Source organism: Pseudoalteromonas piscicida, assembly GCF_002744175.1.
Classification (GTDB): Bacteria; Pseudomonadota; Gammaproteobacteria; order Enterobacterales; family Alteromonadaceae; genus Pseudoalteromonas; species Pseudoalteromonas piscicida_B.
On sequence record NZ_NKHF01000040.1, the window covers coordinates 59713 to 80960 of the forward strand.

A 21248-nucleotide genomic window follows, 5' to 3' on the forward strand; every position below is an offset into this window, starting at 1 on the left:
TTATTTTTGTCTAAATTTTGACTTGATACTCGTGGGGGTTTTTATCGAAAAACCAGGTTAAATCATCTTTATCTTTATGATTTATAATAGGTTTTTTATTTTTGCACTGAAACTGAGGTAGCAATGAGAGGCTAGGTTAAATTGTGCTATTTGGATTGCCAATTGCTTTTTGTGTATTAAAATCTTTACAAAAGTATCGACTGAATGCGGTAAACCACGCTGCAACAGCGTGGTTTACCGTTAATATTATTGCTTCTCAGCAGAGACTTCTAGCTCTTCAGCTAAGTAATGCTCTTGTGTATGCGGCTCATGATTGCCTTCTGCACCATGCATCCAGTCAACCAATTTATTGCTTAGTAAGTACATAAGTACTGCAGATATCAGCGCAACGCCACCTAAGCCGATAAAGATGCTCATCGCATTTTCCATCGCTTCTTGGCCTTCACCGATGAACGAACCTACCAATCCAGCAAGTTTATTCGCAACCGCTGTACATAGGAACCAAATACCCATTAGCAGTGACGCTAGACGTAGTGGTGCAAGTTTACTCACCATAGATAAACCGATAGGTGAAAGACAAAGTTCACCTAAGGTGTGGAACATATAGAAAAGCACCAACCAAATCATACTGATCTGAAGCGTGTCGCCAGATTTTCCGCCTTCAGTCGCAAGTGCTAACATCATGGTCAAGAAACCTAAGGCTAAAAATACCAGACCGATGGCAAACTTAACCGGTGAGTTAGGTTCTTTGTTGTCTAGTTTTAACCAGATCATCGCAACTAGGGGGGCAAATACAATGATGAAAATAGAGTTTAGAGACTGGAACCAAGAAGCTGGGATCTCAAAACCCATCAGCATACGATTGGTATAGTCGTTAGCGAAAAGGTTCATCAGGCCACCAGCCTGCTCAAAGCCCATCCAGAAGATAATAGAGAATACACTCATCGTGAAAATAACACGGATACGATCTTTTTCTTGTTTCGTTAATGGCGCTTTGGTTGCTGAATCAGACATTTGCTGAGAAAGCTTTGCCGCTGGCACTTTACCGATATCACCAAGGTATTTTTGGCTAAGGATAAGCTGCATAACAACTGAGATCACCATACCAATACCGGCTGCAATAAAGCCTGCTTGCCAGTTGATCACAGACGCAACATAACCTGCGATTAATGGACCTAACGCACCACCTAAGTTGATCCCCATGTAGAAGATGGTAAATGCACCGTCACGACGCTTATCGCCTTCTTGGTACAAGTCACCTACCATCGTTGAAATGTTTGGTTTGAATAAGCCGTTACCTAAGCAAAGAAGCGTTAAGCCAAGATAAAAAACGTTTTCTTCTTGTCCGGCAACAATGCCATGGGGAATACCCATAATAAAGTGGCCCGCAGCCATTAAGATACCACCAATGATAATGGCCTTGCGTTGACCTAATACGTTATCAGCGAGCCAACCACCAAACAGTGGTGTAAGGTATACGGCCATCGTAAATGTACCGTAAAGGCTTAGTGCGTCGGCATTATTCCAACCGAAGCCACCATTTTGCACTTGGGCAACAAGATAAAGAACTAAAATGGCACGCATACCGTAGTAGCCAAATCGCTCCCACATTTCGGTACCAAATAATAAGAAGAGGCCTTTAGGGTGACCCAAAAATTCTCCGGCCTTCGGAACTGAATTCATATGTACTTCCTAATCTAATCAAAGTGTTGTGTCTGGCCATTTTTATATTGGATGCCAATAGGCATCGGATGATTTCAATCAGCACTGAATAATGAGCAATGCACTGTGGATCTCTTGATAAAAACGAGTTCACAGAAAATAGAACACTTTTCAATGCAGATTGCTGCAGCCTTGCTAGCAAATCAACCATGCAATAATTCATGGTTCTTTACTAAGTTTGGCTTGCCTGTACTTTTTTTGAACGGGTGGCCAGTACCTATGTCAATTAGCGTTTGCTGTATGTAACGACTAACTAATTTAAAAAAGTGCGTCAGTATACTCAGTGAGAATTGATAGGGGAAGAGTTTGTAGTCAGAAAGCGAATAAAATGCGGTCAGTGATTCAGGTCAGGATCATTACCGAGTATGGTGAGTATATAAATTCCACCTTTCAAATAGAGCAGGTATTAATGCGGACTGGGAGCAATTCAATGGGTATTACTGTTGTTGTTCAAAAACGCAAGTTTAATCTTGCTGTGTGGCGCTAGGTTGTCATTGTGTGATGTAGCTCCTATCTTGTATTGCAAGATAGGAGCATGTTTATCTATGCCTCTTGGCTTAAATACTGTTGAATAAACTCTGTAGCGGCTAAGAAGTCTTGCTCCAGTTTATCGCGCATGTGGATGAGCTGATCACTTGTAAGCGACCCCTCTTTACACAAGGTTTCAAACTCTGTGGCTGTCGCGGCAACTTGCTCGGCACCAATGGTTTTAGAGATGGATTTAAGTTGATGACAGGCCTCGATGATTTCTTCTTGGCTCATGGTGATCACCGCGCCATTAACATCGCGAGTCAATTGACTACTTTGTTCTAAATACATTCTGAAGAAGCGATTACGCTTAGCATCATCATGGTTTACATATTTGTTGAGCATTTCCATATTAATTGCAGGGCTAGGCTCCGCATTAGGCGGTGCTTCAGCTGTCACCGTTTCTTCAGCCGTTGGTTCAACGTCAACCGACGCTGGCGACGTGACTTCTAGTTGTTGGGTATCGGCCTGTGTGGCAGGCTTGCCACTACTAATTTTTGGCTGTTCTGAGTTAGGTAATTGCTCAATACATTTAATAAGGGTTGCTTCTAGTACATTTAGCTCTACCGGTTTGGTGATATAATCATTCATCCCAGCGGTTTCGCAGCGCTCTCGCTCTCCCTTTAGGGCATTGGCGGTAACTGCAATGATATAGGGCTGTGTAATATTGTCTGTTGCGGCTTCAACATAATCTCTAATGTTTTTTACCATGTCGTAGCCTGACATCTTCGGCATGTGTAGATCTGTTAATACAATGGGGAAATGCTCTTTCTTCCAAAGTTCGAAGCCTTCTTCGCCATTTTCGGCAACTTCAACGCCATACCCTAATAGGTGAAGTTGATCGGTTAACACTTGCTGATTTAGGACGTTATCTTCTACGAGTAGCACTAATTTATTCGTTGCTCTTGCTTCATCGACACTTAAAAAGTCATTGATGGTACGAGCTGGTTTTATTTCTCTTGGTTTATGCAGCCCCGCAGCAACTAAAATGGAGGTCATAAAGCTAGACTTACAAAGTGGCGAGGCATTGAGGTAGAAAATATGTTTATGGTTGAGTGCTGCTTCGTCCATTTTACTTAATACAACCACTTGTTGCTCATTCTTTTCTAGTGAATAAACAACCGTTCTTAGCTCCTCGTTCACTTTGTCCATGCCATCTAGGCCATCTAGCACCCAAATGAGCTTATCCTCATGTTGATGATCTGTGATTTCAGCATCATCTATTACCATCACATTCGCTCCCATAAATGAGAGATAACGGTTGAGAATATTTTGTCTTTCTTTATTAGCGGTAATTAAGGCGACACTGCGACCATGTAGCTGCTGTTTGTTGGCGTGATTGACTTTGCCATCAACACTAAAGGGGAGCTCAACAACAAACTCGCTTCCCATACCAATATCTGAATTGACATGGATACTTCCAAGCATCAGCTCAATAAGACTTTTACAAATAGATAGACCAAGACCAGTACCACCGAACTCACGAGTGATGGAACCTTCGGCCTGAATAAATGGATTAAAGATCTCTCGTAATTGGGCTTTTGTCATGCCTTTACCGTTATCAGTGACGGTAAAGCGCAGGGTGTAGTGCTCAGAGGTGTTTTGAGACACTTCCACCGAGATTTTCACATAGCCTTGGGTAGATTCATCGGTCGTGGTAAATTTTATGGCGTTACTACATAAATTATAAAGAACCTGTCTAACCCGGACCGTATCGCCAACTAAGTTGGTTGGAATATCGGGGGCGATAAACAGTTGTAGGTCTAGTTTGCGCTTTTTTGCCACCGATGACAGTACGCGAGCTACTTCTTCGGTCGTTTCAGCAACTGAGAATGGACTGTTGTCTATGCGTAATTTACCGGCTTCAATTTTTGAAAAGTCGAGAATATCATCGAGAATACCCAGTAAAGAAAACGCGGAGTCTCTGATAATGGTTGTTAGGCGGTGCTGAGCGCCATCGAGTTCAGTTTGGCGCAATAAGTCGATAGTGCCGATGACTCCGTTCATGGGAGTACGAATTTCGTGGCTCATGGTGGCCAAGAAAGTAGTCTTGGCGTCGCTAGCTCGCTCTGCATTTAGAATGGCTTTTTCTAGTGCTAATGTACGAGCCTGAACCTCAGTCTCTAAGCTCTCTTGTAGCTGCTTTAATTCATTTTGGGTTGCTTGATCAGATTCAATCGAAGACTGTACTTGCTGTAACAGCGCATTAATTGCTTGAGCAACTTCGGCTAACCCGCCGCCATAGTAAGTTCCTAGCGTAGACTTGTAGTTTTTATCTGTCGTAACATGATTTATCTCATCAATAAGCGCTTGGGTATCATTAGACGAGGCGCCAGATAGCTTTCGTTGAACAAGTAACAGTGTGATTATGCCACTGAACAAGGCAATGGCCAGTAACCCATAGGCAAGGGAGGCGCTTCCGGTTGCCGTTGATTCTATTGGTGGCGTGTAAGTGAGAATAAGCTCACCTACATTTTGTCCGTCCAGTGCAAGGGGCATGTGATACACATGCATCTGACCTTTGTTGTAAGTTTCTTCGCGATTTAAAGCACCTATCTGTTCCCCTAAACTTTGTTGCAGTACTAAGTTAGGTTGTCCCATACCAGTATTGATATATAGATATGCGCCTAAGTGTTGATTGGCAGTAAGTAATGCCGATACCAGCTGTTTGGCACTATCAAAGCCATGCTGAGTAACCACTTTGGCCAACGGTGATGCGATGGTATTTGCTTGTTGTTTTAGGTCAACTGTTGGCGTAGTAGGAGCTGAGGGTTGTTTTGGAAGCAGGTAAGTACCTGCGGCGCTACATAATCCAACAATGAGTATTGCTATAAATAAAAAAAGTACCTGTCCATTTGCATTGGTGTTTGCGCTATTTGGCATGCTTCGTCCCGCAAGAATTATTTATACATATCACTTGGTGCAATCCTATCACCTTAAGCAAGTTTTTACCTCTCGTTTTTTAACCAAGAGCCTAAAGCAGTAAAAACGCAAGTGATTATTTAAAATTTTAGAATAATCATTGCATTATGCATTTTATCTCTTCTTGTTGTTAGGCGATGAATTTGTATGGGTTAAATAATATTTAATTATTAAGTAACGTTTTAATAAAGTAATATGAGACAAGCCAAATATCTACAAGGATTGCTTATGTTTGTGCGTAACTATGTACTCGTGATCGCAAAGTTGTTGTTGGTGCTGGTTTTGTTGTTGGGATCTGCTTGCAACAGCAACGGCTCTAAAGTGGCTAGCGCTATAGAAAGCAAGCAAGCTAAGGTGGTTAAAACCGCAACTTCTTATGGAAAGTCTGGCGATCTGCAGTTACATCAGCAGCTCGAATTTATCCGTCGTGAATTCAATGTCCCCGCTCTCGGTGGTTTTATTGTACAGGGTGATAAACTTGTTGAACTTGATGTGTCGGGTTTGAGAATAAGTACGGGCACGACTGTTGTAACTAAACTTGATTACTGGTCAATTGGGTCATTCACCAAAACAATGACAGCAACGCTGGCAGCCAAATTGGTAGAGCAAGGCCTTATTCGCTTTGATAGCCGTGTGATCGACGTCTTTTCAGAGTTGTCTGGGAAAATCAATCCAGAATTTGAGTCGACTACGTTAAGTGAACTGCTCTCTATGACAGCAGGGCTAACACGAGATTTAGACTCGATGTATACCGGAAAATGGCATCGAGATAGGCGAAGTATTATAGCGCAGCGTTATGCGTGGACTAAAGAGCTGCTCCGCACTCACCGCGAAGTGCCCGTCGGCACTTATCTATATAGTAATGCAGGTTTTGTAGTTGCTGGTCATATGTTGGAGCGTGTCTCTGGGATGTCGTGGGAGACTTTAGTCGCAACTGAGATATTTACACCGCTAGGAATGGGGAAGGCATTATTTGGCCCCGCAAATAAGGTTAATGCTCAGAATCAACCTAATGGACACCAAATGCGACAGGGAAAGTGGCATCCTATTTCGCCTGCCGATAAAGTGGATTTACCTGCGGTGGTTGGGCCCGCAGGCCTAGTAAGCGCAACGTTGGGGGATCTATCACGCTATTTACGTGCTTACCTAGCTGGCGCAAGAGGTGAAACAAACCTCATTAGCGCCAGTTCATATCAGCAACTTTTGACTCCTGTTACGCCAAAATACGGGCTTGGTTGGATCCTCTCTCCTGAGCACAGCCGTTTTCATCACAATGGGTTTACAGGTACCTTCTATCTAGACAACTTAATACTCCCTGAGAAAAACCTCGCGGTGCTTGCGGTAACAAACTGCGATACAAAGAACGCTAAGCTAGCAGTGGAGAAGGCAATGGAGGTCATGTTAAAACGATTTGAGGCGCGTTAGCCTTATAAGGTATCTATTGTGTCTTGCTATAACACTTAGGGTGAGTAGTGAAATATTTTGGTGCTTTTAGATAAAGCGTCTCCTTTTATCTACTATTTACCTACCAAGAGAATCTAGCAACGGGCAGGGTAAAGCTGAGGTAAAGTAGAGTAAAAGCGGGAAAATATCCTGTGTAGCACGTTTTTTCATCGAAAAAGCGGTATTTTAACCGCTTTGTCTGAAATCTGTTCAAACGATAAATGTATTTAAAAAAAGGGTTGACTTAGAACCGCAAAACCCGTTTAATACGCCGCACGCCCAGATAGCTCAGTCGGTAGAGCAGAGGATTGAAAATCCTCGTGTCGGTGGTTCGATTCCGCCTCTGGGCACCAGAATTAAAATCATTGCAATTGCAATGTGGTGCATGCAGTAACTGTATGGTACACGAATAAGTGTGCCGACTTAGCTCAGTTGGTAGAGCAACTGACTTGTAATCAGTAGGTCATCCGTTCGACTCGGATAGTCGGCACCATTTAATTTAGGCGTAAGCCTGTTTTTTCTAGATAGTTTATTTTATTTAGATAATAAAAGATTTGCCCAGATAGCTCAGTCGGTAGAGCAGAGGATTGAAAATCCTCGTGTCGGTGGTTCGATTCCGCCTCTGGGCACCACTAATTTAGTGTGCCGACTTAGCTCAGTTGGTAGAGCAACTGACTTGTAATCAGTAGGTCATCCGTTCGACTCGGATAGTCGGCACCACTTTATTTAGGCGAAAGCCAACAATTTCTAGTTAGCTCAGTAAAAAGCGTTTTCTAGATATAAAAAAGATTTGCCCAGATAGCTCAGTCGGTAGAGCAGAGGATTGAAAATCCTCGTGTCGGTGGTTCGATTCCGCCTCTGGGCACCATAATTTAAAAAGCCTCGCAATCGCGAGGCTTTTTGCTTTCTACTATTTGTAAACGTTAGCTTAATGCGGTCTATACCTGCACTAAGCTACAACACCGATGAGTCTTTCACTTTTCCATTTAGTCTTAACAGCAATTCGCTTAATTAAGCTAATTGCTGTTAATTCCCATGCAGCTGGCGTAAAAGCTGGTGGTGGTAGGCCAATCGCTAAACACTGCAACTACGCCAACTTGTTTTGCAAGTATGTCTAAAACCTTAAGAATATCGCCATCATTTTTAATCGCGTTGTTGACAGATTGATAATACCAACCGCCACCATTCGCTAAAGGACCAGAACGCTCTAAAGACCAAGCAATGATCTTTAATCCCGCGCGTTTTGCTGCCAGCGCGTATTGTGATGGTACGATATCGCCGTTTTTGTCGGATGTGATCAGCATCCAAATAGGAGGCGCGATGATTTTTACCTGATCCTGTACTAAATCGTCCATTGACGGTTGCCAAGTACTGGGGCTGTTAATATCAAAACGTTCACTGGCTTCTCTACCATCAAGAAATACCGCATTGTTCGCAAACTCTGGCGCATGCTTTATCCAGTACTGAATATCTTGATAAGAAAAGGACTGTGGAAAAACTTGAGAGGGTAGAACATTGTGCTCGGAATATTCGTCCAACATTTTTTGTGCTAGCTGACTTTGGCTTAATCCATTAAAGGGCATAGGCACCTCTGGTGCTTTTAGTTCAGGAGTCATGTTTACAGCCAGCTGTTTGAATAAAGCGATGCTTTCACTGTGGGTCATCAAGGTCCCGGAGCTGGCATAAAGGTCTGTACGCCAATTGGGAGTGCCTTTAACAAATTCCGCCACTGTGGTTGCTTGATTATTCACACCATCCATTTTTCCTTTTAACTGCTTGAACTCTGCTAAAGTAATGTCTGAGGTACAGCATTGGGCAGATGCAGGTATGCCAGAGTCTGGATCCGCTGGCGTGAAGGGTTGTCGGCACTTGCTTGCAAGCTTTGGCTGTAACAAGATATCGGTTGTTGCATGAAGGTCGCACTGTGCATGGCGGCAAACGAGTTTTTTATCTTTGGTAAAGGTAACATCGCACTCTAGCGTGCCTGCGCCCATTTTTGCAGCCGCAAGATAGGACTCTTTGGTATGTTCAGGGTAAAACAGTGGCGCACCACGATGACCAATAGAGAATTGCGTACGCTTGACTGGTTTATCTAGGCAGCTTTCTAACTTGGTTTTAAGCTCACCAGCTGAAAGCTGAGAAACTAAAAACTGAGGTCTAGTACCTACATCGAACTGTTGAGTTGTTTGGCAGCCTGTTAACACAACTGCCAACCATGTAATCCATATTATTTCGCGCATACCGGCCTTATTCTAACTTAAGCGTAAAAGGCGTAAGTAAAGCATGCATTTTTTACAGTCCGATGTCATACCTCAATGTGTTTAACGATAGTGTTGACGGAAATTTTCTACCCACAGCTTGGTTGCTCCACACACCGCAACAGGCATCACAATTAGATTAATAAATGGAATGGAGGTGAGTACAAACACCGCGAAGCCAAATCCATAGGAGAGGCCTTGTTTGCTCTTTAAGTCATCTTTCATTCGCTTAAAGTGAACTTTATGGTTATCAAACGGATAGTCATTATATTGCACGCTGTACATCCAGCAGGTAAACATCACCCATAGCACTTGTCCAACAATGGGAAGTATCCATAGTAAAATAAAAAATCCAATGGCTCTTGGCAGGTAATAGCATAGTTTTGTCCATTCGCGCCCGAGCATGCGCGGCACATCTTTTAGGGTATCGAGCAGTTTGTCGTTATTGATAGGCTGATTAGTTAAGTAAAGCTCCACTTTTTCTGATAGCAACCCATTGAAAGGCGCAGCAATAAAATTCGTTATTACGGTAAAAACCATACTATAACTGAAAAGAATCACTAAGATAGCGATTGGCCACATTAACCACTCAAGCCAGCTGAGCCAACTCGGTAAGAGTTCATTGAGGTAATTAAAACCTTGAGTAAGCCAATCAAAAAGAAAAAATAGGGAGGCACCAAATAGTAAGATATTGATCGTAAGTGGAATAAAGACAAAGCGTTTTAGTCCTTTTTGAGTGATCAAAGAAAAGCCTGCAATAAAGTACTCAATACCGCTTGATAGTTGCACCGTACACCTCGTGTTGTAATACTAATTTGACTTAATACTTGCTCAACATTGAGGGGAAACCTGATCTTAACCGTGTTTACAACGCAATACTTAGCACAACAAATAGCGAAGTGCTTATCTCGCCTATAGATGAAGCGATTTTGGCTAAAACAGCCTGCAAACCCGGTGCCATCGATAAGATTTTCTTACCTCAAAATCGACCACTTAATTAAGCAAATTGGTATGATTAAATTCTGTAATTTAAAGCACATACCAAAAATGTTAGCCCTAGTATAACGCTAAACTAAACACAGCTCACAAGATAATAGTAACAATTCATCTCAACAGTTTTGTGGGAAGCCCGGAGAACAAAAATTAACCTTAATAGATTGAATGGCTTAGAAAGTAGACTAGAAATAATACTTGTAAACGCAAGAAACTGCCCATACACTCAAAGTAAGGCAGTAGAATTGAGAATACTATGCGGCTAGTACGTTGGATGATTACATTTTGTATGTTGAGTCTGTTGACAGTGTCAACGGCCGATGCTGCTCAATGTGATACAACGCTTGCGGTCGCCCCAATTGTTGTCGACCTCGACAATTCTAACTTAACCCCAGATCTAGATGATTGTGTCGTTTCAATAACGCACCGTTTTACGGTTACGAGTTGTTTTGCCTTTGAACAATCACAGCCAACCTATTTTTATTCCAATACCTTATGTGAGTCAATTAGAGCACCACCTTTAAACAATTAATTTAGTTATTTACGTGCTTAATTAATTTTGAAGATAGAGGTGATCTATGAATACTTATACAGTTTTGAAAACTCAACCTGTTGCGACTTATGAACTCGCTGAAAATAACTTTCCTGCTTGCAGTACAGATAATTTAGAACAAGCGCCAGCGCACTGCTTGATGCACAACTTGCATCTCGCACCAATGCAACATATTGATGAGAATAGCAGCATAGATGAGGCCGTACTGGTATTAGATAAAACGCATCGCAGAGCAAGTTTTGTAGTAGATAGTAAAGAGCAACTGGTGGGGATGATCTCAAATGCCAGAATTGGTAGTCGCTATGTATTGAGCATCGCTGAAAAACGCGGTTGCACCAGACGCGATTTAAACGTTAATGATGTGATGATCCCCCTTTCTGAGCTTCGTCAAATTACGCTAAAACAAACCAGCCAAACCGTCGTCGGCAACGTATTAAAAACCATGGAAGAGGGTGGCTTTGAATTTTTACTCGTGATTGATGAAGTGACTCAACATCCTGTTGGTTACTTTGATCTGATTGACATGATGAAAGCCTGTGGACGGGCAGTCAACTCAATTAAACCTGCGAACAAGTTTAGCGATATTGTTGGTACTATTTTGCACCACGCAGAAATTTAGAAAAGAATCCCTATAGTTAATGTAAATTAAAGTTACCAAGGCGTCGTAAGGCGCCTTTTTCATGCTCCTGATTTCATGTCATTTTGTCTTAAAGTTTGCTCATTTTGCGGGAGTAAATCAGGCACTAACTGCGTTAAAAGTGTCTTATTTTAACCTGACCTCGGCAGAGCAAGCTGTTCTCTTGCAGCTGTTATCCCTTACTACAGCATTTAATGTGCAGCGGTTGACGCACAAATTTAACCCGTAGTAAGAAATAACTTCTGGCTAGCGTGATATTACACTTTTGAGCTTTCGCTAGTTATTTTGCGCCGGCAAAATCAAGTTGTCGCCAAGACTCATAGACAAATACCGAGACAGCATTAGATAGATTCATACTACGGCTGTCAGGGCGCATTGGAATACGGACGCGCTGAGGCTCTGGTAACGAGAAAATAATGTCTTCTGGCAAGCCTCGAGTTTCAGGACCAAAAAGTAAACAGTCGCCTGCTTGGTAGGCAACTTCGTGGTGATATTTGGTGCCTTTTGTTGTACAGGCAAATACTCTTTTGGGGTTGTGCTTAGCTAGATAAGCTTCAAAGTTAGGGTGTCGTTCTACTTCACTAAATTCGTGATAATCTAGACCTGCACGTCTGACTCGTTTATCGTCCCACTCAAATCCCAACGGCTCAATTAGGTGTAGCGAATATCCAGTATTGGCACACAGGCGAATAATATTACCAGTATTAGGTGGGATCTCGGGTTGGTATAAAACGATATCTAACATGATAAGCCTCAATAAAAATTTGCACGGCAGTATAGCCCATCCTCAGCAACATTTGCACGTGTTCATGGTTGATAAACGTGAAGATAAGGTGGTTGTGTGCTGGTGCTAGCAACAGGGTATAAGTCATCGCTTTTGCTCGTACATCAGGATGGGAGCATTAAGAAAGCACAAAATACTTGGATTGAGCACTGTTGCAAAAAAATAGACAGTCGTAATCTGTTTTTCATTTCAAACCATTACCCTGTAATATAACCATATCGCGATGCTTTGGCAGTTCGTGAGTTGTATAATAAAGAGTTAAATTTGTAAGGGGTGCCAGTGGATCGTAGCTACGAGTTTTGGGTTAGGTTTTCGAGTATATTTACCATCGTTATGGTGGGGCTGATGATTGCGGCAAAGTGTTGGGCTTGGCTGTCTTCAGGCAGTGCCGCGATGCTTGGCTCGTTAACAGACTCACTGCTAGACATCAGTGCTTCATTAATGAACTTTTTTGTGTTGAGTTATGCGCTACGCCCTGCTGACGATGATCACCGTTTTGGTCACGGCAAAGCAGAAGCGCTCGCTGGGCTTGGTCAGGCGGCGTTTATTGCTGGCTCTGCGAGTTTACTGGCTTTTCATGGAGTAGAGCGGATCATTAATCCCACCCAAATCCCACACTCACTTTTTGGTGTTTGGGTTAGTCTATTTGCGATTGTGTGTACACTTTTGGTGGTTGCTGTGCAATATCAAGTGGTTAAACGCACTCAGTCGATAGCAATAAAAGCAGACTCCTTGCACTATAAAGGCGACATCTTGCTAAACTTGGCTGTGCTTGTTGCCGTGTTACTTAACTTTTATGGCGTTGGCTATGCCGATCCTATCTTTGGTATTGCCGTGGCAATGTATTTACTTTACAACAGCTGGGATATTGCAAAAGAAAGTGCCGCCCACCTGATGGACAAAGAGCTACCAGACGAAGAAAAGGCACAGATCATTCTTATCGCATCGAGTCATGAAGACGTTTATGGCGTTCATGATTTACGTACAAGACAAGGTGGTAAAATCAAGTTTATTCAGCTGCACTTAGAACTTGATGATGATATGCCACTGATGCGCGCTCACCAAGTGGCCGATGAAGTGGTTGCTAGCATAAAAGCGGAATTTGATTGTGAAATGGATGTATTGATCCATCAAGATCCGGTTTCTTTGGCTGTCAGTAGCTCGGCGGTAAATGTATAAAAGTCCTCAAGGACGGCTTTGCGCGTAGTATCTTGCTCGCAAAGCAACTCATGCTTACCTAAAAATTCAGCTCGAGTTGCGTTGGGTTGTTGCTTGGTAAATAACTTTTGCGCTTGATTATCTACAATACTGTCTTGGCTGGCGGTGGCAATACGCAGTGGCGTATCAAGCTCGAGGCCTTTGAATGCTCGGCATTTTTGCAATGCTGTATAAAGCCAGGCAAAACTCACCCCACCAAGTTGCAGTTCAGGATATTGGTCGTATAAGCCTCTAAACAGCGCATATCGAATTGGGCAATCAGTCAGATCGTTATCGTAAAATGGTTTACTTTGATAGTGCTGCTGACCGATTGCATACTGCTTACCAAACCCAACTAAGCATGCCAGTCCCGCGAGCGCTTCTGCAAACCACGCGGGGTAGGGGGCTGTGTTGATCCCAAGCATAGGGGCAGACAAATAAGCACCTTTAATGTGACTGGGTTTAAATAGTGCTAAGTAGTCGCAGGTAATGGCGCCACCCATGGAGTGGGCAAGCATAAATAATGGCAAGGAGTTATGCCGGTTGACCACTTGCTCCATAAAGCAATGCAAGGTGACGGTGTAATCTTCAAAGCGTCTTACATAGCCAATTTGTTTGTCGCGCAAAAGGCGTGAAGAATATCCTTGCCCTGGGTGATCATAGGTAAATACGGCGATGTGGTTTTGTGCTAATTCCCACAATAACTCTCTGTATTTATGCGCGGACTCAATGCGACCATTCACCAATACCAGGCTAAACTTCGCCTGTTCAGGTATATGATAAGTGTAAAATAGTCGGCCATGGGGGGTGTCAAAGAAACCTCGTTGGCAGGCTTGCCAGTGCTCGTCAATTGCATGTAGGTGAGACTCTAATTGCTGGCTTTGGCTATAAAACATGACTACCTATTGAGTAATGGAATACGAATACTGACTTCTAGGCCAACATTATTACTAAATTCGATATGGGCGTCATGTACTTTTAACGCGTGCTGCGCAATCGCTAACCCTAGACCAAATCCCCCTTTTTGGTTTTGCTCAGGGGTTCGCGCGCTTGAAACCCTAAAAAAGGGAATGCAGAGCTTGTCTAACATGTCGGCACTTACACCTTTTCCGTCATCATTTATTGTACAAACAAGCTGTTCATCACTTTGGCTAACATCAACACTGATATTGCATTTGGCATATTTTATCGCATTACGAATAATGTTTTCGAAGGCACGATTGAGCAGCATAGGATCGCCATACAAGGTTACGTCAGGTAACGGTGATGCTGTCAGGCGTTTGCCCAATTGTTCCGCTTCAAAATGGGCGTCTTCTATTATTGGATCGAGCAGTTCACTTAGCTGGATAGACTGCTTTTCTATCGGAACTTGGTCAGCCTCTAATTTAGACAGATGCAAAATATCGCTGAGCATGTTTTCTACCAGCTGTGCTTCACGCTCAATTCGCTCAATGTAACTTTGGCTCTCTTTGGTGGCATACCCTGCGGCTAAACCGGTTGCCATTTGTAAACGCGTGAGCGGTGAGCGTAGTTCATGGGAGATATCAGCAAGTAGGCGCTTTTGGTTATTGACCAAAGACTCAAGCCTGTCGGCCATTAAATTAAAATCATGGCCTAGTTGGCCCAATTCGTCTTGGCGTTTTTCATTTATCTCTGCACGGCTTGCCAGTTCCCCTTTCGATAAGCGTGCAGCCGTTTTTTGTAATGCTTTAATGGGGGTGAGTAAATCTCTAGTAAACCAAAAGCATAGTAATAGGCTGGCACCGAGCACAACCGCAATCTTTATCCAAAGTGGCAAGGTTCTCAGCTTGATAAGTGCACTGGGCGTATGGTTTTGAAAAATAAGGTACAGTCGATAACGCTCGTTATCTAGCGTCACTTCTAGTGGTCCAAATGCTTTGTACTCAGGCGTAAAAATCGCCAGCGGTTTAGTGTCTTCGGTAAAGCTCAGTAAGTCTAGGTTTAGTGCCGTTATCCTTGGGTTGGCGGCAAAGCTTCTTTCTGGATCGCGGTGACTTAAATAGATATTTCGGGCTTTTCTTTTTCGCAGCTTGGCTACATCATTGAGTGTAAAGTCTGGGTGTTTACCCGCTTCAGTGATGGCGAGCTCCAGATGCCGCAGATTTTGTAGCATAGGTTTAGAGATACGGTGAGTTTCTACCACATCCGGTTGAAGCATGCTAATCCCGAGTAGCAATAAAATGGTGGCGATAATGGTTACCCAAAACCAGACAAAGACTTTAACTAATAAGTACCGCTTCATTATTTAGGCCTTCAGAAAGATATAGCCTGAGCCACGTATGGTCTTAATATAGGTGTGCTCACTAAGAGCAGCAATCTTTTTCCTGACGTTAGAAACGTGCATATCGATGGAGCGATCATAAGGGACGAGCGCTCTGCCAAGTACTTGGCGTGAAATCGTTTGCTTATCTACCACTTCACCTGCCGATCTTACTAGCAAATGGAGCACTTCGTATTCTGTTCCGGTTAACGCCAGTATTTCACCATTAACCGATGCACTTCTAGCACCCACATCAAGGCTAAGGTGGTGGATGGTATAGGTATCGTCTGGACTATGTTGTTTGTAGTGATCTACTCGGCGAGTAATGGCTTTGACGCGTGCAAGGAGCTCTCTGTGATTGAATGGTTTGGGAATATAATCATCTGCGCCCAGCTCTAAGCCAAAAATTCGGTCAAAGTCATCTCCTTTGGCGGTAAGCATGATAACTGGCGTCATTTTGTGCACGCGTAATGCCTTAAGTACTTCAAAGCCATCCATGTCTGGCAGCATGACATCTAATAGGATCAGATCAAAATTCTGTTTTACCGCTCGTTGTAGGCCTTCTGGACCTGAATGCTCCATCGCGACAGCAAAGCCTTCAGCACTAAAATACTCATTTAATAGGCTACATAAATCTTGATCGTCATCGATCAGTAAAATGGAGTGTTTCATAGTCATACTTGGTCCAGCGCTGTGATTGAAGTTTAGCTTATACCAATTGAATTAATTCTCTAATCAATTTGAAGGATGAAATAGCATATTAGCGTCGTTAAAAACTTCTCATGTAAAGCAACTAAATAGCAAAATTTTTGCCTAGCTACTAACGCAATTTTTGTGCTTCAAATCGCTCATTTACTTAATACATTTGGTATTAAAAGAGGTTGTCTCAAGCTTATTACACCTTACTTTATTGTGTTATGTAAATTGCCTTTGCTTTTTTTTGCAAAGCCCTGACAAAACTTTACCTCGGTCTGACGTTCCTTTTCTTACTGGTTGCTAGATTTGATAACGACAAAGCAATGGCGAACAAGGAGCCAAAATTATGAAATTACTATCAACCTTAGCGTTAGTTACTGTACTTGGCGTGTCTACTTTAAGTTTTACTGCAAGTGCTGGTTCTATGGGAGGGAAGCTAGAGCATTCGGCAAGATTGCTACTGTCAGAGAAGGGGCAAAAGTTACTGGAGCTGACAGACGCACAGCAGGTGCAGCTAAAAACGATTTATGCGGATCACAAAGCTGCAAAGCAAGCACTAAAAGCACAAAGTAAAGAGACACGCACTGCTTATCGTCAGGAAATGAAAGCACTGATGGAAGCGGAAGTGTTTGATAAAGCACAAGCACAGCTTCTACTGGAGCAGGGACAGGATAAACAACAAGCTTGGGCACTGTTAGCTATGGAAACTCGTCATAAGGTGATCCATGTACTTAGTGAGGAACAACGTGAAAAGCTCAAAGCGCTGAAGTCGCACCGCAAGCACAAACGTACGAAAAAAGCCGAGTAACAGTACGCCGTTAACTTTCCAAGTATCACACTTTTGAGACCAAGCTCTTGCCTGTATAGGTGAGAGCTATTTTTTGCTGTTTTTCTTTCCCAGTGTCCACAACAGAGCTCATACTCAGTTCTGAGAAGTCACTTTTCACGCCTCGTTAGCGGCAATCAAAGCTGATAATTTGTCGCTATTTGAGTTACATGTTGATAACATGTTTAGGTTGTGGTACTTTTCGATTAAGAGGACATCTGGCAAGTCTGCTGACAACTCTTTGAATCGTGTTTAAATTTAAGTAACCATTAATTTTTGCGCACAAACTTTCCAATGACTTTTACCTTTTTTAGAGTAACGATGCGTATTCTTTGTTATTGGCTGTTTGTTACTAGGTATCACCGAGGGAGACATGCAGACACCTGAAGAATACGAGGTGACACTTAGGATCCGTGAGCTGTTAAAAGAGCTCAAAAAACGCAAAGGCTATACCAAAAAAACGATTAGCCAAAAGCTTGGAATAGGTCTCACCACATTAGATGATTACCTTAACGGAACCAGTTCGTTTCGGTTAGGGACGTTAATTAAGTTATCTGAAATTTGCCGAATCCAATTAAGTGATATTTTGGATGGCGCAGGGCATATTGCCAAAACTTATGAACAAGGAAGCAAACGTTCAAAACCTTTGCCTGAAAAAGCAGATAACGAAGAGCATAACTAGCTTATTTTGGCCGTGTTGTGTTGGCTGTCTTAACGGGAATAGATAAAATAATACCAATCTTGTTAAGTAGATGATTAATTTTAAAGCAGAGAAATAGCGTTAGAAGCACCGCGCTTGCGTCTTGCTACTGTCAAGGTGCCTATATGCATTTGGGGAAGGCAAAAATTTTTGCTATTTAGTTGTTCTTAATTAAGAAGCTTTTAACCAGTTAGCGCCTAATTTACTCCTTCAAATTGAGCAAGTATTAAGGCTAAATGGTATAAAGTGCTGCATATGAAGCAAAAAGGCCGCTGACAGGCCTTTTTATGTGTTTATTCTTTAAAAAAGCTATCGTCGTTTTTAGCCAACATCGCCTCGATGTCTTCAATCAAGCTTTCGGTATCCTGCTGAGTCAATTCGCCACTTTTCATCGGCGTGGAAATTTTATTAGATTCATCTGACCAATCCCCCAAGTCAATAAGCTGGCAGCGTTTGGAACAAAACGGACGAAACTCACTTTTCTCAGACCATTCAACGCTTTTCTGACAAGTTGGGCATTTCACTATGGTTGTCATAACGTATTACTACTCACTACTTCTTGATGGGGGTAAGTCTAATGGTATTTATCCAGTTTGTGAACCAAGTGTAGTACCGCTTTGCGTTGCAATCTGAAAGAAACTGCTAAGCTTATGCCTGAGTAGTTCAGAAGTAGTTATACTACTTCTGAACAGACATGATTATGCCGCTCCATCCATATGCTTTTGCTTTAACAAGCGGCTAGTCACTGTGCCTGCGGTCATTGAGCCAGATACATTAAGTGCTGTTCTAGCCATATCGATTAAAGGCTCGATAGAGATCAGCAGCGCCGCAATTGTCACGGGTAATCCCATTGCTGGTAGCACAACGAGGGCTGCAAAGGTGGCACCACCGCCCACACCAGCAATACCAAACGAGCTAATTGCAACCATAGCAACCAAAGAGATGATAAAGTCGATGGCAAATGGGTCGATCCCTACTGTTGGGGCAACCATTACGGCTAGCATTGCCGGATAAATACCGGCACAGCCATTTTGTCCGATTGTTGCACCAAACGAAGCGGAAAGGTTTGCAATAGCAGGGGGCACATTGAGCTTGTGGATCTGTGCTTCGACATTAAGTGGAATGGTTGCCGCTGAGCTACGAGAGGTAAAGGCAAAGGTTAACACCGGCCAAATTTTTTGGAAGAAATGCTTTGGATTCTCACCAACCACCGTCACTAACAAACCATGCACTACGAACATCAGTAAAATCGCGATATAAGAGGCGAGAATAAAGCCGAGTAAGCTGATGATATCAGCCATGCTTGATGTGGCGATTACTTTTGCCATCAAGCCAGCTACCCCGTATGGTGTAAGTGCGATGATCATGCGTACAAGTCGAAGTACCACTGCTTGCGCACCCTCTACCGCATGCTTTATCGGGCCACTAAGATCTGACTCTTCCATAATGGCTCTGCGAGCAGCAATTCCGGTAAGCACGCCGAATATCACAACGGCAATAATAGAAGTAGAGCGCTCACCGGTTAAATCTGCAAATGGATTAGTTGGAACAAAGCTCAATAGCATTTGTGGGATAGTTAAGTCGGCAACCGTTGTTGCTCTTTCCTCAAGTATTGCAATTCTTGCTGTTTCACGAGCACCTTCAACCAAGCCTTCAGCGCTGAGTCCAAATGCTTGAGTGATAAAAATACCAATAAGCGCGGCAATTGCGGTGGTAAAAACCAAAATTGCGATGGTGACAAAGGAGATTTTGCCAAGAGAGCCCTGATTGTCGAGTTTAACAACTGCAGCAATCATCGACACTAATACCAAAGGCATGATAACCATTTTGAGGAGGTTAACGTAGCCGCTACCAACGATGGACACCCAGTCAAGCACCGTTTGTTTGGTGGCCTGATCAGCGGAGAAAACAAATTGCAGTGCGAGCCCAAACAAACTACCGGCAACTAGGCCGAGTAATACCGTTCTTGATAGGGTTTCAGCGCGCTGTTGAAAGCGATATAGACCGAAAAGTATGGCAACAAAAACCACCAATGCGGCGATAACAGCAAAAGACATCAGAATACCTTTCGAAACATTAAAAAATAACGCGCTACTATAGAGGTTTTGGCGCTTTTGCTAAAATATTCTTTCACTATGGAATAGAACAAAAGGTTATCAAAACAGGTGAAAGTTTTTCGGTTAGCTCTTTTAAACGCTACTATCTTGTGGTGAGTGTGCACTAACTGACTTCTGCTCGGGCTGAACTGTCTGAACAGGCATTAGAACATGACGTATTGGATCAGAGAAAATTTAGTTTAGGTAACGGCTAAATGAAATAGAGGAAGGTTGTTCCCCGGCTTCGCGGATGCCGATGTCAGCCCTTGAACCCTGAGGTTCAAGGCGGAGAGCAACAGCCTACCGTAGGCTTCTCGGTACATGCCGAGCATGCTCAATAGTAAGCAAACTGCCATCCTAAACGAAATTTATCGGCTCAGGGACTTAATCAGCTGTCCTACGAGCTAGGGAACAATTACAGTATATAAAACATCTGCCGATCACGAAACCATAGTATTGCAATTTTTGTATCAACCGCATGGTTTTTACCCGCTTTGTTTAGTGACTGACCAAGCGTTAATCTTAGCGTTAATTAACAAGTCAGCATTTGCTGTATTTCAATATGAAATTGCAGATGGCATGTTGCAGCCTATGTATGCCTCTCCAGCTTGAGTAAAACCTATCATCACAATTAAACCTGCCTAAATGAGAGCAAATATACTGAGTTGGTAAGTGACGCTTGTGGTGGGTGTCAGCTAAATAAATTGTGGTGGGTGTCAGCTAAACAAATTGCGGTGGGTGTCAGCTAAACAAATTGTGGTGGGTGTCAGCTAAACAAATTGTGATGGGTGTCAGCTAAAAGCTGTGTCAGCTAAATAAATTGCTGGGTGTCAGCTAAAAGCTTAAATTAGCCTCTCCAGCTTGAGGGTTGGATATGCGTTGGTGGATCTGGGTTTATGTCTTTCAGAAAGGGACGGGGGCGGTAAAGGTCATCATCTTACCGGTGGTGGGGTGTGAAATTTGTAGCATCTCAGCATGTAATTGAAGGCGTGATGCTGCCGCTAATGCCTCTTTGTTTGCGTACAACCTATCACCAAGAATAACGTGCCCAAGTGCGAGCATATGTACTCTAAGTTGATGAGAGCGCCCTGTGATGGGTGTCAGCTTAACCCGTGTTGCCTTCGCTTCGTATTCCAGCACTTCGAAGTGAGTCAATGAAGGCTTTCCTGTTTCGTGGCAAACCATTTGCTTTGGGCGATTAGGCCAATCACAGACTAAAGGTAAGTCAACAGATCCAGTTTGCTGCTGTAACTTGCCATAAACTCTGGCGATGTAATGCTTGTGTGTTAAGCGGTCTTGAAATTGGATGCTAAGGTGGCGGTGGGCTGTCTTGTGCATTGCCAAGCAAAGTACGCCCGACGTGGCCATATCTAGGCGGTGTACTATTTTTGCTGTGGGGTAAACAAAGTTAACGCGGGCAATGGCGCTGTCCCAATGCTTCGGATCTTTACCTGGCACGGTGAGCAAACCGCTTGGCTTGTTGATCACCAACATATCTTCATCTTGATATAAAATATCAAGGTAGGGAGAAAGGGGGGGAGCGTAATTTAGTAACACTAATTGCCTCAGCAAGACTATCTATTCACGAAACGGGGTATTATATCTGAGTTAC

The 21248-nt window shown here is 43.1% G+C and carries 17 protein-coding genes, 5 tRNA genes and 1 other RNA gene; 11 read left to right on the forward strand and 12 right to left on the reverse strand.

From position 1 onward, the window contains the following. Nucleotides 1–246: 246 nt before the first annotated feature. Nucleotides 247–1683, reverse strand: coding sequence for a peptide MFS transporter (locus CEX98_RS09000; RefSeq protein WP_099641743.1), 1437 nt, complete (start codon nucleotides 1681–1683; stop codon nucleotides 247–249). 582 nt (nucleotides 1684–2265) lie between these two features. Beyond that, entirely contained in the window at nucleotides 2266–5133 is a 2868-nt protein-coding gene (locus CEX98_RS09005) for a hybrid sensor histidine kinase/response regulator (protein ID WP_099641744.1), read from the reverse strand. 267 nt (nucleotides 5134–5400) lie between these two features. Here CEX98_RS09005 and CEX98_RS09010 point away from each other — a divergent pair, with 267 nt between their 5' ends. From CEX98_RS09010 to CEX98_RS09035, 6 genes are all read left to right on the forward strand, one after another. Further along, nucleotides 5401–6597, forward strand: a complete 1197-nt coding sequence (locus tag CEX98_RS09010; protein ID WP_099641745.1) for a serine hydrolase domain-containing protein — start codon at nucleotides 5401–5403, stop codon at nucleotides 6595–6597. 295 nt (nucleotides 6598–6892) lie between these two features. After that, nucleotides 6893–6968 (forward strand) — tRNA-Phe (locus CEX98_RS09015). Nucleotides 6969–7032: 64 nt separating this feature from the next. Continuing rightward, a tRNA-Thr gene (locus tag CEX98_RS09020) sits at nucleotides 7033–7108 on the forward strand. Nucleotides 7109–7171: 63 nt separating this feature from the next. Continuing rightward, nucleotides 7172–7247: transfer RNA gene (locus CEX98_RS09025), tRNA-Phe, on the forward strand. Between the two features lie 12 nt (nucleotides 7248–7259). Continuing rightward, nucleotides 7260–7335, forward strand: a tRNA-Thr gene (locus tag CEX98_RS09030). Between the two features lie 72 nt (nucleotides 7336–7407). Continuing rightward, nucleotides 7408–7483: transfer RNA gene (locus CEX98_RS09035), tRNA-Phe, on the forward strand. Between the two features lie 148 nt (nucleotides 7484–7631). On the opposite strand, the gene CEX98_RS09040 is transcribed toward CEX98_RS09035, so the two are convergent. Together CEX98_RS09040 and cysZ are read right to left on the reverse strand one after the other, a co-directional pair. Then, the gene (locus tag CEX98_RS09040; protein WP_099641746.1) at nucleotides 7632–8855 is read right to left on the reverse strand and encodes a glycerophosphodiester phosphodiesterase family protein; all 1224 of its coding nucleotides are present in this window, start codon (nucleotides 8853–8855) and stop codon (nucleotides 7632–7634) included. 81 nt (nucleotides 8856–8936) lie between these two features. Continuing rightward, nucleotides 8937–9662, reverse strand: a complete 726-nt coding sequence (gene cysZ / locus CEX98_RS09045) for a sulfate transporter CysZ (protein ID WP_099641747.1) — start codon at nucleotides 9660–9662, stop codon at nucleotides 8937–8939. 460 nt (nucleotides 9663–10122) lie between these two features. On the opposite strand from cysZ, the gene CEX98_RS09050 reads away from it, so the two are divergent. Both CEX98_RS09050 and CEX98_RS09055 read left to right on the forward strand, forming a co-directional pair. Continuing rightward, entirely contained in the window at nucleotides 10123–10398 is a 276-nt protein-coding gene (locus CEX98_RS09050; RefSeq protein WP_099641748.1) for a hypothetical protein, read from the forward strand. A 46-nt stretch (nucleotides 10399–10444) separates the two neighbouring features. After that, nucleotides 10445–11038: a CBS domain-containing protein gene (locus tag CEX98_RS09055; RefSeq protein ID WP_099641749.1), complete on the forward strand. Its 594-nt coding sequence runs from the start codon at nucleotides 10445–10447 to the stop codon at nucleotides 11036–11038. Nucleotides 11039–11336: 298 nt separating this feature from the next. Here the strand turns inward: CEX98_RS09055 and trmL are convergent, their stop codons facing one another. After that, nucleotides 11337–11801 carry a tRNA (uridine(34)/cytosine(34)/5-carboxymethylaminomethyluridine(34)-2'-O)-methyltransferase TrmL gene (trmL, locus tag CEX98_RS09065; protein WP_099641751.1) on the reverse strand — a complete coding sequence of 155 codons (465 nt, stop codon included), beginning with the start codon at nucleotides 11799–11801 and terminating at the stop codon, nucleotides 11337–11339. A 366-nt stretch (nucleotides 11802–12167) separates the two neighbouring features. Between trmL and CEX98_RS09070 the strand changes: the two genes are divergently transcribed. Beyond that, a complete protein-coding gene (locus CEX98_RS09070; RefSeq protein WP_277948918.1) occupies nucleotides 12168–13019 on the forward strand; it encodes a cation diffusion facilitator family transporter in 852 nt (283 codons plus the stop codon). On the opposite strand, the gene CEX98_RS09075 is transcribed toward CEX98_RS09070, so the two are convergent. Genes CEX98_RS09075 through CEX98_RS09085 form a run of 3 tightly spaced genes read right to left on the reverse strand, consistent with a single transcriptional unit; the run spans nucleotide 12971 to nucleotide 15990 of the window. Continuing rightward, the gene (locus CEX98_RS09075; RefSeq protein ID WP_099641752.1) at nucleotides 12971–13933 is read right to left on the reverse strand and encodes an alpha/beta fold hydrolase; all 963 of its coding nucleotides are present in this window, start codon (nucleotides 13931–13933) and stop codon (nucleotides 12971–12973) included. The two genes, CEX98_RS09070 and CEX98_RS09075, sit on opposite strands and share 49 nt — an antisense overlap. A gap of 2 nt (nucleotides 13934–13935) precedes the next feature. Beyond that, nucleotides 13936–15300 (reverse strand): ATP-binding protein, encoded by a 1365-nt coding sequence (locus tag CEX98_RS09080; protein WP_099641753.1) that lies wholly within the window; start codon nucleotides 15298–15300, stop codon nucleotides 13936–13938. Between the two features lie 3 nt (nucleotides 15301–15303). Further along, nucleotides 15304–15990, reverse strand: coding sequence for a response regulator (locus CEX98_RS09085; RefSeq protein WP_099641754.1), 687 nt, complete (start codon nucleotides 15988–15990; stop codon nucleotides 15304–15306). A gap of 370 nt (nucleotides 15991–16360) precedes the next feature. Between CEX98_RS09085 and CEX98_RS09090 the strand changes: the two genes are divergently transcribed. Both CEX98_RS09090 and CEX98_RS09095 read left to right on the forward strand, forming a co-directional pair. Beyond that, nucleotides 16361–16822 (forward strand): Spy/CpxP family protein refolding chaperone, encoded by a 462-nt coding sequence (locus CEX98_RS09090; RefSeq protein WP_099641755.1) that lies wholly within the window; start codon nucleotides 16361–16363, stop codon nucleotides 16820–16822. A 391-nt stretch (nucleotides 16823–17213) separates the two neighbouring features. Continuing rightward, nucleotides 17214–17522, forward strand: a complete 309-nt coding sequence (locus tag CEX98_RS09095) for a helix-turn-helix domain-containing protein (RefSeq protein WP_099641756.1) — start codon at nucleotides 17214–17216, stop codon at nucleotides 17520–17522. 311 nt (nucleotides 17523–17833) lie between these two features. On the opposite strand, the gene yacG is transcribed toward CEX98_RS09095, so the two are convergent. From yacG to rluA, 4 genes are all read right to left on the reverse strand, one after another. Then, nucleotides 17834–18076 carry a DNA gyrase inhibitor YacG gene (gene yacG / locus CEX98_RS09100; RefSeq protein WP_099641757.1) on the reverse strand — a complete coding sequence of 81 codons (243 nt, stop codon included), beginning with the start codon at nucleotides 18074–18076 and terminating at the stop codon, nucleotides 17834–17836. Nucleotides 18077–18238: 162 nt separating this feature from the next. Next, a complete protein-coding gene (locus tag CEX98_RS09105) occupies nucleotides 18239–19597 on the reverse strand; it encodes an L-cystine transporter (protein WP_099641758.1) in 1359 nt (452 codons plus the stop codon). 270 nt (nucleotides 19598–19867) lie between these two features. Continuing rightward, a non-coding RNA gene (ssrS, locus tag CEX98_RS09110) (6S RNA) lies at nucleotides 19868–20050 on the reverse strand. 489 nt (nucleotides 20051–20539) lie between these two features. Continuing rightward, complete coding sequence (gene rluA / locus CEX98_RS09115) at nucleotides 20540–21193, reverse strand: bifunctional tRNA pseudouridine(32) synthase/23S rRNA pseudouridine(746) synthase RluA (RefSeq protein ID WP_172439743.1); 654 nt, start codon at nucleotides 21191–21193, stop codon at nucleotides 20540–20542. Between the last annotated feature and the right edge of the window lie 55 nt (nucleotides 21194–21248).

Coding starts and splice junctions, on each gene's coding strand:
- CEX98_RS09000 (WP_099641743.1), bottom strand. CDS start 1,683: ATGAATTCAGTTCCGAAGGCCGGAGAATTTTTGGGTCACCCTAAAGGC.
- CEX98_RS09005 (WP_099641744.1), bottom strand. CDS start 5,133: ATGCCAAATAGCGCAAACACCAATGCAAATGGACAGGTACTTTTTTTA.
- CEX98_RS09010 (WP_099641745.1), top strand. CDS start 5,401: ATGTTTGTGCGTAACTATGTACTCGTGATCGCAAAGTTGTTGTTGGTG.
- CEX98_RS09040 (WP_099641746.1), bottom strand. CDS start 8,855: ATGCGCGAAATAATATGGATTACATGGTTGGCAGTTGTGTTAACAGGC.
- CEX98_RS09050 (WP_099641748.1), top strand. CDS start 10,123: ATGCGGCTAGTACGTTGGATGATTACATTTTGTATGTTGAGTCTGTTG.
- CEX98_RS09055 (WP_099641749.1), top strand. CDS start 10,445: ATGAATACTTATACAGTTTTGAAAACTCAACCTGTTGCGACTTATGAA.
- trmL (WP_099641751.1), bottom strand. CDS start 11,801: ATGTTAGATATCGTTTTATACCAACCCGAGATCCCACCTAATACTGGT.
- CEX98_RS09075 (WP_099641752.1), bottom strand. CDS start 13,933: ATGTTTTATAGCCAAAGCCAGCAATTAGAGTCTCACCTACATGCAATT.
- CEX98_RS09080 (WP_099641753.1), bottom strand. CDS start 15,300: ATGAAGCGGTACTTATTAGTTAAAGTCTTTGTCTGGTTTTGGGTAACC.
- CEX98_RS09085 (WP_099641754.1), bottom strand. CDS start 15,990: ATGAAACACTCCATTTTACTGATCGATGACGATCAAGATTTATGTAGC.
- CEX98_RS09090 (WP_099641755.1), top strand. CDS start 16,361: ATGAAATTACTATCAACCTTAGCGTTAGTTACTGTACTTGGCGTGTCT.
- CEX98_RS09095 (WP_099641756.1), top strand. CDS start 17,214: ATGCAGACACCTGAAGAATACGAGGTGACACTTAGGATCCGTGAGCTG.
- yacG (WP_099641757.1), bottom strand. CDS start 18,076: ATGACAACCATAGTGAAATGCCCAACTTGTCAGAAAAGCGTTGAATGG.
- CEX98_RS09105 (WP_099641758.1), bottom strand. CDS start 19,597: ATGTCTTTTGCTGTTATCGCCGCATTGGTGGTTTTTGTTGCCATACTT.